At 68.6% G+C, this 11,913-nt stretch carries 11 protein-coding genes; 6 read left to right on the top strand and 5 right to left on the bottom strand.

Features of this window, described 5'->3' with window-relative positions:
• Window positions 1-56 precede the first annotated feature (56 nt).
• Window positions 57-1,019 (top strand): cation diffusion facilitator family transporter, encoded by a 963-nt coding sequence (locus B7R24_RS01785; protein WP_116417234.1) that lies wholly within the window; start codon window positions 57-59, stop codon window positions 1,017-1,019.
• Here the strand turns inward: B7R24_RS01785 and B7R24_RS01780 are convergent.
• The 4 genes from B7R24_RS01780 to tadA form a co-directional block, all read right to left on the bottom strand.
• Window positions 1,003-1,710 (bottom strand): class F sortase, encoded by a 708-nt coding sequence (locus tag B7R24_RS01780; RefSeq protein WP_216363585.1) that lies wholly within the window; start codon window positions 1,708-1,710, stop codon window positions 1,003-1,005. The genes B7R24_RS01785 and B7R24_RS01780 overlap by 17 nt on opposite strands.
• Window positions 1,711-1,814: 104 nt before the next feature.
• Window positions 1,815-2,969, bottom strand: coding sequence for a DUF4397 domain-containing protein (locus tag B7R24_RS01775; protein ID WP_172582658.1), 1,155 nt, complete (start codon window positions 2,967-2,969; stop codon window positions 1,815-1,817).
• Window positions 2,970-3,022: 53 nt separating this feature from the next.
• On the bottom strand, window positions 3,023-4,558 hold the full coding sequence (locus B7R24_RS01770; RefSeq protein ID WP_116417231.1) for a hypothetical protein: 1,536 nt from the start codon (window positions 4,556-4,558) through the stop codon (window positions 3,023-3,025).
• A gap of 164 nt (window positions 4,559-4,722) precedes the next feature.
• Window positions 4,723-5,202, bottom strand: a complete 480-nt coding sequence (gene tadA / locus B7R24_RS01765) for a tRNA adenosine(34) deaminase TadA (RefSeq protein WP_216363584.1) — start codon at window positions 5,200-5,202, stop codon at window positions 4,723-4,725.
• 59 nt (window positions 5,203-5,261) lie between these two features.
• Here tadA and upp point away from each other — a divergent pair, with 59 nt between their 5' ends.
• The 5 genes from upp to B7R24_RS01740 all read left to right on the top strand — a co-directional run bounded on the left by upp (window position 5,262) and on the right by B7R24_RS01740 (window position 10,716).
• Window positions 5,262-5,894 (top strand): uracil phosphoribosyltransferase, encoded by a 633-nt coding sequence (upp, locus tag B7R24_RS01760; protein WP_116417229.1) that lies wholly within the window; start codon window positions 5,262-5,264, stop codon window positions 5,892-5,894.
• Between the two features lie 374 nt (window positions 5,895-6,268).
• The gene (locus B7R24_RS01755; protein WP_437123498.1) at window positions 6,269-7,054 is read left to right on the top strand and encodes a winged helix-turn-helix domain-containing protein; all 786 of its coding nucleotides are present in this window, start codon (window positions 6,269-6,271) and stop codon (window positions 7,052-7,054) included.
• A gap of 256 nt (window positions 7,055-7,310) precedes the next feature.
• Window positions 7,311-8,534 carry a formaldehyde dehydrogenase, glutathione-independent gene (gene fdhA / locus B7R24_RS01750; RefSeq protein WP_116417228.1) on the top strand — a complete coding sequence of 408 codons (1,224 nt, stop codon included), beginning with the start codon at window positions 7,311-7,313 and terminating at the stop codon, window positions 8,532-8,534.
• A 278-nt stretch (window positions 8,535-8,812) separates the two neighbouring features.
• Window positions 8,813-9,316, top strand: coding sequence for a MarR family winged helix-turn-helix transcriptional regulator (locus tag B7R24_RS01745; protein WP_116417227.1), 504 nt, complete (start codon window positions 8,813-8,815; stop codon window positions 9,314-9,316).
• The gene (locus B7R24_RS01740) at window positions 9,316-10,716 is read left to right on the top strand and encodes a cryptochrome/photolyase family protein (RefSeq protein WP_116417226.1); all 1,401 of its coding nucleotides are present in this window, start codon (window positions 9,316-9,318) and stop codon (window positions 10,714-10,716) included. The genes B7R24_RS01745 and B7R24_RS01740 overlap by 1 nt, the downstream gene beginning before the upstream one ends.
• Before the next feature lie 13 nt (window positions 10,717-10,729).
• On the opposite strand, the gene B7R24_RS01735 is transcribed toward B7R24_RS01740, so the two are convergent.
• A complete protein-coding gene (locus tag B7R24_RS01735; protein WP_116417225.1) occupies window positions 10,730-11,821 on the bottom strand; it encodes a hypothetical protein in 1,092 nt (363 codons plus the stop codon).
• Between the last annotated feature and the right edge of the window lie 92 nt (window positions 11,822-11,913).

Below are 11,913 nucleotides of genomic sequence, written 5' to 3'. Positions count from 1 at the left end.
TTAAGCTTGAGCGAGGCGCCACCGGTCGGGGCGACGCGACCAGACGGGGATACCACGTGAGCACAGGCGGCGGCAACAGGGCGATCTTCGCGGCACTCGGCGCCAACCTCGGCATCGCGGTGATCAAGTTCATCGCGTTCGTCTTCTCGGGGTCGTCGTCGATGCTCGCCGAGAGCGTGCACTCGCTCGCCGACTCCGGCAACCAGCTGCTGCTGCTGCTGGGCGGGCGCAAGTCGCGAAAGAGCGCCGACATCGATCACCCGTTCGGCTACGGCCGCGAACGGTACGTGTACGCGTTCGTCGTGTCGATCATCCTGTTCTCGGTGGGTGGCGTCTTCTCGCTGTACGAAGGCATCGAGAAGGTCGCCGAACCGCACCCCATCGAGACCCCGTGGCTACCGATCGTGGTGCTCCTGGCGGCGATGGTTCTGGAGGGCTTCTCGCTGCGCACGGCGATGAAGGAGAGCAACCACACCCGCGGAAAGCAGACGTGGGTGCAGTTCGTGCGTCGCGCGAAGGCGCCCGAGATGCCTGTGGTGCTGCTCGAAGACGTCGCCGCGCTCACCGGGCTTGCGCTCGCATTCGTCGGTATCGTGCTTGCGGTTGTCACGGGCAACGGCGTGTTCGACGGCATCGGAACAATCGGCATCGGCGTGCTGCTCATCCTGGTCGCCGTCGTGCTGGCGATCGAGACGAAGAGCCTGCTGGTCGGCGAAGGTGCGAGCGAGGTCGACACCCGGGCGATCAGGGCATCGATCGAGGTCGACGAGGGGGTCGAGCGCATCATCCACATGAAGACGCTCTACCTCGGGCCGGAGGAGCTGCTGGTGGCGGCGAAGATCGCGCTGCCCGCGTCGGCGAAGCTGGCCGACGTGGCGAACACGATCAACGCGGTCGAGGCGCGCATCCGCGAGGCGGTGCCGATCGCGCGGGTGATCTACCTCGAGCCCGACGTGTACGTGCCGCCGGCCGAACCGGCGATGCCCACCGAGGCGATCGTGATCAAGGCGTCGGACTGAGGCTCGCGAAGACGACGACGTTGTCGAGGTAGTGACCCCAGGAGTCGTCGAACACCCCGCCACAGGTCACGAGGCGCAGCTGGGCGGTGGGAGTGGGCCCGTAGACCTGCCCGGTCGGAAAATCGGCCTTCGCGACCTGGATCGAGCTGTCGACGGCGAAGCGCGTCTCGGTGCCGTCGGAGAGCGTGACTGTGATCACGTCGCCGGCCGTGAGAGACGAGAGCCGGAAGAAGACCGCAGGGCCGACAGAGGAGTCGATGTGCCCGGCGATGACCGCCGGACCGATGCGACCCGGAACGACGCCCTGGCTGTACCAGCCCGCCGAGCCGAAGTCGACGGGCGGGAGGATCGAGCCGGCGGCGTCCCGCGAGAGCGACTCCAGGCCGGAGTCCACTCCGATGGCCGGAATCTGCACCCTCACGGGCGTGGCGGCGCTGACGGGGGTGCTGTCGGTGCCGCCGAGATCGGGGTTCTGGTAGCCGCCGGCCGATCCGCGGGACGCCCCTTCGGCCGTGTCGGTGGCGGCTCCGGTGGCGGCTCCGGATGCCCGGGGCTCGGTGGGTGCGAGCGTGGAGGGTGCGACGGCCGCCCCTCGACCGGCCCCGCCTGCACCGGTTTCGGGCGACGGGGAGGCCGAGCATCCGGTGACGACAGCCGCCGCGACAGCGACGGCCACTGCAGCGCCGAACACTCGCCCGGCGACTGGGCGACTGCGGACTGGGCGACTGCGGAACGCCGCTCGGGTTCGGGTTCGGGCGCGGCGCTCCGCCGGTGCGCTGCCCAACCGGGCGGGCGTCACCGGGTGCGCGTCAGGGTGCCGCGCGGCTCGAGCGGAGGTGCGGCGTGCCGCGGGGAACTGGCACCAGTGCGCGGAACGGCGGTAGTGGAGGCGACAGGCGATCCGTCGCCGCCGGGGTGCGCACCGCCGGGGCGTCCATTGCGGCCGTCGCTGCCCTGCTGGGCGCTGCTGCGGGCGTCGCGGCGGCGGATGAGCAGCACCGCGACCAGGCCGGCCGCCAGGAATGCCCAGCCGGTCACCTCGTCGATTGCGCGGCGTGTGGTGTCGGAGGCAGACGTGGTGGAATCGGCCGCGGTCTCGGTGGGGGTCGCCGTCGTGCCGATGTGCTGCGTGGCGGTTCCGCCCGCCCCGGTCTGGATGCCGCCGGTGGGCAGGTCACCCACGCTCGACGAATCGAGCACCGCCTTCAGAGCCAGCCCGCCCGAGGCGTCGTCGAGCACGAACAGGGTGGACACCGAACCCGCCACCAGGTTCACATCGGCGCTCGAGGTGACCGTCGGACTGGTGAGCGAGAGCTTCCACTGGCCTGCCGGCACATTCGCATAGGTCGTTGCGGTGCCCTCCTTGGCATTGCTCGCGATCGCCGTACCGGTCGATGTCGAGACATTGACCGTCGGCACGATCGTGGAGGCCTGCACCACCCGCACGCGCGACTGCCCGGCGCCCGGTGCCGCGAGATCGTCTTGGAAGACCGCTGTGGCGAGGCTCGCGTTCTTGCCGTATGCGGCGACAGTCTGCGGCTCCCCGGCGACGACCGAGATCGTCGCCGAGATGACGGGCGAGGCGAAGGCGCCCCCGGAAGGCACCATCGCCACGACGTAAGTACCCGCCGGCAGCGCCATGTACGACGAGACCGCGCCGTAACCGATGTCCTTCAGCGAGGTCACGACGGTGCCGCCCGCGAGTGCGGAGAGCTGCACATCCACCGCCGTGGTGTCGGGTGAGAGGTGCGCGAGCCGAACCCAGCCCGTGGTCGACGGCGCCGTCTGCTCGCCGGCCACGAGCGCCGACGGCGCCGCCGAGGTCTCGGCCGCCGAGGCAGCGCTGACGCCGACGCCTCCCACGATGAGTGCCGCTGCCGCGCCGGCGAGGGTGGCGAGGGCGCCCCATCGCGCCCAGCGCGGGGTGTCGAAGTGAGGGGAGAGTGTCATGGCAGGTCCTTTCACAGAAAAACGCGTCGAGGTTCGGGCCGGGGTCGGTCGGGTCATTGCGTGACTCCCGCTGGCAGAAGGTTCTGTGGCTCACCGAAGGGAAAGATCACGAGCGCACCGGTCGCAGTCGGAACGACGCTGGCGCCGTTCAGCGGAGCCGGAAGGCCCGTGAAGTACGAGGTGACGGCTCGCACCACCGCGTCATCGGCTGTGGCCGTGCCACTGCCGCCGTTGCCTCCGACCGAATCGTTGCCGAGCCGGGTGATGAGGATCTGCCGTCGCGGTTGCCCGCCTCCGTCGGCGAGGGCGGGGAAGTCATCGACCGTCAGAGAGGTCGACGAGAGCAGCTGCCCCAGCGCCAGAACCGACCGCACATCGACGGAGCCCGCGGTGAGTTCTGCGGCCGCGTTCGGCGTCAGAGTGAGACCCGGGTTCGCACTCAGTTCCAGGCCCACGGATGCCCGTGCCGCCGACTCCCGGGCCGCGCCCGTCTCGGCACCCGACGCCCCGCCCGTCGGCTGGGGCTGCACGAGCGGCGCGGCAGAGCTGGGCGCGGCGGCGGTCGGCGCGACGGCGGTCGGCGCGACGGCGGTCGGCGCAGCACCCGTCGGCGCAGCACCCGCCGGAGCAGCCCCCGCGGCGGCGGATCCCGGCGCAAGACCGCGATAGGACGACGCGAGAGCAGGTGCCGCGAAGATGAACACCCCCGCGATCGCTACCAGGAACGCGCCCGAGAGCACCTCGATCCAGACTCTCGCCGGGTCGGCGTCGAACGCGTTGTCGACGGCGACCTGAACCACGCCGGCCAGGAGGATGACTGCGAGAGGAAGCCAGACAGCGACGGCCCCGGCGAGCATCCCGGAACCCCCCGGCACGGCGCCAGCCACCAGGCCCACACCGATCAGCCCCAGCGCCAGCACCGCGAACGGCCGCAGTCCCTGCACCGCGAGAGCGACGACCGACGCCGCTGCGCCCAGCACGAGCAGGGCGGGGTCGAGCATCCACCACTGGGCCAGCCCCTGAGCGGCACCCGCGGCCGAGGCAGACCCAGACGCTCCGGTCGGCGCCGACCCGCCGGTCGGAAAGGCCGCGCACAGGGCCAGTGCACCGACGAGAACGGATGCCGAAAGGGCGGCCACGGTCATCCGGAACCACCGGGACCGTCGCGAAATCGTCACCACGGCGCCAGCCAGCAGGAACGGCACGGCGTCGGCCGAGGGCGAGGTGTGCACCACGAGCCCGAGCGGGGAGAGAAGAAAGAGGAGCAGGGCGGTCGCCGCCAGCGGGCGGGGCATGCGCAGCTGATGCGCGAGAACCCAGACGAGCGGGGCGGCTGTCAGAGTGCAGGCGAGGGCGACCGCCGCCCCGCCGAACGTGGACGGATCTGTGCGGTCGGTGAACACGATGAGGGTGACGATGAGACCCAGAACGAAGACAGGCAGCGACCACAGCATCGACGAACGGTGACGGCGGGCGAGGGCTGCGGCAGCGTGCAGCCGGCCGGCTGGCACGATCGAGTCGGGCGTGGCGGGCACCTCAGCGGAGTGTGGCGTTGCAGAAGCGCGCTCGACAACGGTCAACGAGTTCATTGTGAAACTCACTGTCTGCGGGCGGATTCGGAGCCGACCGCGGGGGCCGCGCACAGAAGCGCACGACGGTGTTGCTAGGAACCTCCATTGTCAGCCCGGAGGCCGCGGATGCACCAGTCCCAGCTTTTATCGGGGGCCGGGCTTACCATTCGGCGGTCCGTCGGTTATGGTCGGCGCCGCGGGAAGAACTGTCGCAGCAGTTCCGCGCACTCCTCAGAGCGCACCCCGGTAAAGACCTCGACACGGTGGTTCAGGCGTCGGTCCCGCAACAGGTCGTAGATCGATCCCGCGGCGCCGGCCTTGTCATCCCATGCGCCGAAGACGACGCGCTGCACCCGTGCGGCCAGGATGGCGCCGGCACACATCACGCAGGGTTCGAGGGTGACGACGAGGGTACTGCCCGGCAGCTGCCAGTCACCCGTCCGCGCCGCGGCCTGCCGCAGCGCGACGACTTCGGCGTGGGCGGTGGGATCGTGGTGCAGCTCCCGCTCGTTGTGGCCGCGACCGATCACGACCCCCGAGGCGTCGAGCACGATCGCCCCGACGGGTACATCGCCCGAATCGCGGGTGGCGCGCGCCTCGGCGAGAGCCTCGATCATCCATTCGTCGTGTTGTGCGGAGGCGGGCAGCGGGAGGCCTGGCATGCCGGCCTCCGTTCCGTTCGACGAGTGCCCCGCAGCGGGCGCACCTGTAGATTGAGCCTATGCGAGTACACGTTGCCGACCACCCGCTCATCACGCACAAACTGACCGTGCTGCGCGACAAGACAACTCCGTCGGCCACATTCCGAGCACTCACCGAGGAACTCGTGACGCTGCTCGCCTACGAGGCCACCCGCGGGGTGCGGGTCAACGAGGTCACCATCGAAACGCCCGTGACCACGACGGTCGGCGTGGCGTTGAGCGAACCGCGTCCTCTGGTGGTGCCCATCCTGCGAGCGGGGCTCGGCATGCTCGAGGGCATGGTGAAACTCGTTCCGACCGCCGAGGTCGGCTTTCTCGGCGTGGTTCGCAACGAAGACACCCTCGAGCCGAGCACCTACGCGGAGCGCCTGCCCGACGACCTCTCCGACCGCCAGTGCTTCGTGCTCGACCCGATGCTCGCCACCGGCGGGTCGCTCGGGGCCGCCATCGACTTCCTCTTCGACCGGGGTGCGATCGACGTGACCGCGATCTGCCTGTTGGCCGCCCCCGAGGGTGTGGCGGCGCTGGAGAAGCGCACGGCGGGCCGCGAGGTCACGCTGGTACTCGGTGCGCTCGACCAGCGACTCAACGAGAACGGCTACATCGTGCCCGGCCTGGGTGACGCGGGCGACCGCCTCTACGGACTGGTTTAGCCGCGCTTCTCGTTGTGCATGCCGGGGATTGACGCAAAAGAATTGACAGGGACGCCGATTATCGGCTTTACTCGGGGTATGTATGACAGCGCGCTCACCCCAACCTCCTTCGAGGCTCTGAGGAACGCCGGCATGATGATGCCCGGCCGCGACGCCATGCGTTGTCGAATGTGTGCCTGACGAGACCACCCTCTCGCTGAGTTCAGGTCGCTGATCCCCCGTTCGCATTGGGCGATCACCCTCGAACTCCCGGCCTCCCGCACCCCGGATGCCGTTCCCCGGTTCACGCCGCATCGACTCACTGCACCGCCCTCCCAGCCCTGAGGCTGCCCGCGGTGCGCAGTATCATCATCCAAAGGATCACGACCTTGTCCATCGCACACCTCACCACCCCCCGCACCACCTCGTACACCACCGGCCCCGTCGCGATCGCGTCGGCAGTTGCCGCCCCGGTATCGACCGAGCCGGCAACGACCGAGCCGGCAACGACCGCGTCGACCTCGACCGCCCCGGCCCCGCACATCCGCGCCGTTCCGGCCGGCACAGAGGCGCGCGGCTTCGTTCTTTACGTCGGCGTCGACGAGGAGAAGGCCGAGGCAGACGGAACCTCGCTCGGCTCGATCGTCTCCGAGATCCGGGCGCTCGTCGCCCGGCTCTCCCCGAGCTCCGAGACCTACGCCGCCGTCGCCCTGGCTCCCCGCGGCTCCGGTGGTCGTGATGTCGACGTCGTTCGCCTGGCCCTGCAAGACCCGGCCGCCCTCGCGAAGCACCGCCAGGCGGGAGACCCCGAGGCCGCGACATCCGAGGACCGAGCGCGCGCCGGCGTAGTCATCGACCTCTCGCGCAAGCGCCTGCTGCTCGACAACGAGTCGGCCAACCTGACGTACAAGGAATTCGAGCTGCTGCAGTACCTCGTGCTGCGCGAAGGCCGCACTATCGAGCGCCACGAGCTCATCAGTTCGCTCTGGAGTGCTGGCGACGAAGACCTCGACGACATCCCGAACGAGCGCACCATCGACGTGCACGTGCGACGCCTGCGCGCGAAGCTCGGCGACTACGAGGACATCGTGCGCACCGTGCGTGGTGTCGGGTACCGCTTCGACCGCCACGCCGACGTCTCGGTGCAGCAGAGCAGCACCCCCTCCCCCGACCGCATCTGAGTTGATTTGTGCGCCGCCGCCCTGCGGCGCACTGCCGGGAGAGGTCGCGCCACAGCACGGAGTGCCCGGGGGCCGGGGAAAGCGACGTACACGCCGCCGCTTTCCCCCGACCGCGTGGGGTGCGCCGCCGCCTCTGTGCTGCACCGTGCCGTTATGGGTCTGCTGTGGGTTTGTCCAGCCTCTCGCCGCGAAATCGGTCGGGTCATAGTCTGAAGTCACCGGCCCCAACCGGGCCGGGCGATCAAGGAGGATCAACGTGGCAGACAACAGGGCAGTGGCATACAAGGCTCCGGGCGTCGTCGAAGTCATCGACATCGACTATCCGACGTTCGAGCTGAAGGACGGGCCGGGGGTGAACCCCGAGAACGTCGGTCGCAAGGTTCCGCACGGCGCGATCATCCGAACCGTGGCAACGAACATCTGCGGTTCCGACCAGCACATGGTGCGGGGCCGCACCACCGCACCAGTGAACCTGGTGCTCGGCCACGAAATCACCGGTGAGGTCGTCGAGGTCGGGCCGGGTGTCGAGTTCATCAAGGTGGGCGACATCGTCTCGGTGCCGTTCAACATCTCCTGCGGGCGCTGTCGCAACTGCAAGGAACGCAAGACCGGCATCTGCCTGAACGTCAACCCCGACCGCCCGGGCAGCGCCTACGGTTACGTCGACATGGGTGGATGGGTCGGTGGCCAGGCTGAGTTCGTGCTCGTTCCCTACGCCGACTGGAACCTGCTGAAGTTCCCCGACCGCGATCAGGCCCTGGAGAAGATCCTCGACCTGACCATGCTCTCCGACATCTTTCCCACGGGCTTCCACGGTGCCGTGACGGCGGGCGTCGGCGTCGGCTCGACGGTGTATGTCGCAGGTGCCGGTCCCGTCGGACTGGCGGCCGCGACATCCGCTCTGCTTCTCGGTGCGGCGGCTGTCATCGTCGGCGACATGAATGCTGGGCGTCTCGAGCAGGCCAGGAGCTTCGGATGCGAGACGATCGATCTCAGCCAGGGTGACATCGTCGACCAGATCGAGCAGATCCTCGGTGTGCCCGAGGTCGACTGCGGCGTCGACGCCGTGGGGTTCGAAGCCCGCGGCCAGGGCCATGGTGCCGACGCTGCAGAAGCGCCGGCGACGGTACTCAATTCACTGATGGACGTGACGGCGGCGGGCGGCGCCCTCGGCATTCCCGGGCTCTACGTCACCGGCGACCCGGGCGGAGTCGACGAGGCCGCCCAGAAGGGCTCCCTCAGTCTCAGCCTCGGTACCGGCTGGGCGAAGTCGCTGTCGTTCACCACAGGGCAGTGCCCGGTGATGAAGTACAACCACGGCCTGATGCAGGCGATCCTGCACGATCGCGTGCACATCGCCAAGAACGTCAACGCCAAGGCGATCAGCCTCGACGACGCCCCCCGGGGTTACGCCGAGTTCGATGCCGGCGCGGCCACGAAGTACGTGCTGAACCCGAACGGATACCTCGACGCGGCCTGATCCGGCCGGCCTGACCGCCGAAAGTGTCCTCTGGGCAAACTCTTGGGAAAATAACGTTTTGGTAACTAGCGCTCCGTTACGCAACCGTTATATAGTTCAAGAGCGTTAGTTGTTTGCTGTGGCAGCGAAGCGCGGAATGTGATTGCAGGACACTCTTGGTGCAAGGGAAAGAGCCGGTCGTTAGCCTCTACGACCGGCTCTTGTCTGTTTAAGCGGCCCCGCACCGGGCCCGTGTCGGCGGTGCCGACTAACCTGTTACTCACACGGAGAGGACAGGCATGACTGACGCACAACCGGCGACGAAGGTGTTGCCCATCGCTGCATGGGAGGCCCTGTTCCGGGCCCAGGTGACGGTGATCCGCACGCTCTCGGCCGACTTCCCGTCGCAGACCATCTCGCTCACCGAGTACGACGTGCTCTACACCCTCTCCACCCAGCCCTCCCGCCGCATGCGCATCCGCGACCTGAACGTTCGCACCCTGCTCACCCAACCGAGCGTCTCGCGGCTGGTCGACAGACTCACCGCTCGCGGCATGCTCGAGAAGTCCGTCGACCCGGCCGACGGCCGCGGCACCGTCGTCACGCTCACCGACGAGGGCTACAGCGTCTACCGCACCGCCGCGCGCACCCACGGGCGTTCGATCACCGGCCAGATGACGAAGGCGCTCTCCGACGACGAGCTCGCGCAGTTGAAGGAACTCTGCGACAAGCTGCGCCTCGGCGTGACGGGCGGCACCGGCGGTGCTGCCGACGACTGCGTGGTCGAGACGGCGGGCACCTGATGACGTCGCCCAGCATCGTCTGGTTTCGCGACGACCTGAGGGTGGCCGATCATCCGGCCCTCCACGCCGCCGTCGAGCGCGGCGAACCCATCGCGTGCGTCTACATCTTCGACGAGCAGACCGACTACACAGACACCGACGTCTTCAGCGAGAACTCTCCCGGTATCCGGCCGCTCGGTGGGGCGGCGAAGTGGTGGTTGCACCACTCGCTCGAGGCCCTGGCGGGCGAGTTGGCTGCCCGGGGTCTCACCCTGACGCTCCGTTCCGGCCCCGCGGCCACCGTCATGGCCGACCTCCAGCGCGAGAGCGAGGCCGGCGCCGTGTACTGGAACCGCCGGTACGGCCTTGCCGAGCGCGAGCTCGACACCGCGATCAAAGCTTCACTGAAAGAGCTCGGCGTCGAGGCGAAGAGTTTCCAGGCCAACCTGCTGTTCGAACCGTGGACCGTACAGACCGGCCAGGGCGCTCCGTTCCGGGTCTTCACGCCGTTCTGGCGGGCGTGCCTGTCGACACCTGCCCCGCGGCATCCGCTGCCCGCTCCCGCGGCTGACGACGTCACGGGGTTCGACGGGGCCTCGCTTGCGTCCGACGACCTGGCCGACTGGCAGTTCCTGCCGACGAGGCCCGACTGGGCCGCGGGAATACGCGACACCTGGACCCCCGGGGAGAAGGCTGCGCACGCCGACATGATCTCGTTCGAGAAAGATGGGCTGGGCGACTACCAGAAACAGCGCGACTTTCCGGCTCAGGATGTCACCTCCCGGCTCTCCGCACGCCTCCGCTGGGGCGAGCTGAGCCCGTTCCAGGTCTGGCACGGCGTGCGTGACGCGTCGTCGAAGGAGGGTGCCGCTTCCTTCCTCCGTGAGGTCGGCTGGCGCGAGTTCGCCTACCACCTGCTGTTCCACTGGCCGAGGCTCGGCATCGACAACATGAAGCCGGCCTTCGACTCCTTTCCGTGGAACGATCCCGACCCCGAGGTTCTGGGTCGCTGGCAGCAGGGCCAGACGGGCATCCCGCTCGTCGACGCCGGCATGCGCGAGCTGTGGCAGACGGGCGTGATGCACAACCGCATCCGCATGGTGACGGCATCGTTCCTCATCAAGAACCTGCTGCTCGACTGGCGGCTCGGCGAGGCCTGGTTCTGGGACACACTGGTCGACGCCGACCCGGCCTCCAACACCATGAACTGGCAGTGGGTCGCCGGTTCCGGGGCGGATGCCGCACCGTACTTCCGCGTGTTCAACCCCGAGTTGCAGGCGAAGAAGTTCGACGGGCACGGCGAATACATCAACCAGTACGTGCCCGAGGTGGGAACGCCCGCCTATCCCGAGCCGATCGTCGACCTGGGTGAGTCGCGCAAGCGCGCGCTCGCAGCGTACGAAACGATCAAGGGTCTGTAGGGGCGGGCGGGCCTCAGCCCGCGGAGGGCGGTGCCTGCAGGGTGCTGTCGAGGCTGCGGTTGAGCTCGGACGCCTGCGAGTCGAGCGCCTCGAGCTGGTGGCGCAGATCGTCGTAGCCGGCGATGTCCTTTTGGATGCTGTCGTACCGCGTCTGCAACTCGGCCTGCCGGTCTTCGAGTGCCGACCTCTCGCGGTCGAACTGCTCCTGGGTGTCGAAGCCGCCCGAGTCCGCCCTCCCGTTGAAGTCGGCGACATCGGCACCCAGCGTGTCGCTGTCGGACGTGTAGGTCGCGCTCTCGTGCTCGATCGCGTCACCCGCGGCTGTCAGCTGAACGGCCAGCGCATCCTCCTGCGAGTGCAGCTGGTCGAAGACTGCCTCGAACGAGGTGTTCAGCGCGACCACCTTCGACCGGTCGGCGAAGTACTTCGCGTAGTGCGCCTCGAGCTCCGGGCTGAGGCTCGCCAGCTCCGTGCCGAAGATCGAATGCAACTCATTGTCGCGCTCGCCCGGTTCGGTCGTCGCGTAGCTGGCCATGCGGGCTGCCAGCCCGGGGTCGTCCTTCACCGCTTCGTACTGCGCCTCGAGCTCGCGGTCGATCTCGACCCGGTCGGAGTCACTGAGCCGCGCATAGACCGCGTGCAACATCTCGTGTGCGGCCGTCACGCCGCGGATGCCGCTCAGCCGGGCATCCGACACATTGAAGACGTGGATGCTCGACCCGGTGTAGCAGCCGAGGAGCACGAAATCGTCGCTCGACGAGCCGCAGACCGTCTGAAAGTCGGCTGCATTCTCGACGGTCGGCGAGCTGGCATAGAAGTAGAAGCGGCCCTCGTCGTTCATACCCGAGTCCGCTGCCATGCCCGCGACATCGGCGCTGGGGTCGTACTGCCACACCGCGAGCTGGTCGCCGATGCGCTGGTGCAGAAAACCCCAGCCCACGGCGGCGGTCGGCACACCGATGATGATGACGATCACGGCGATCAGCGCGATGCGCCGGAGAATGACGGATGCCCGGCTTCGCGGTGGCGGAGCATCGCCCTCCGGCATCCACTGTCCGTCTGCACCCTGCCCGCCCTCGAGCGAATCGAAGTCGAAGAGCGTCACGCCACGCCTCCCCACTTCTCGCCTCGCGGCGCTAGATTGATTTTAGATCGCGCCGGCACCATCCCGTCAGTACCACCTTCGTGAAAGGGCTA

This window comes from Subtercola boreus, assembly GCF_003399645.1.
GTDB lineage: Bacteria > Actinomycetota > Actinomycetes > Actinomycetales > Microbacteriaceae > Subtercola > Subtercola boreus_A.
Note: the sequence above shows the minus strand (reverse complement) of the source record. Positions and strands in the feature narration are given on the sequence as shown.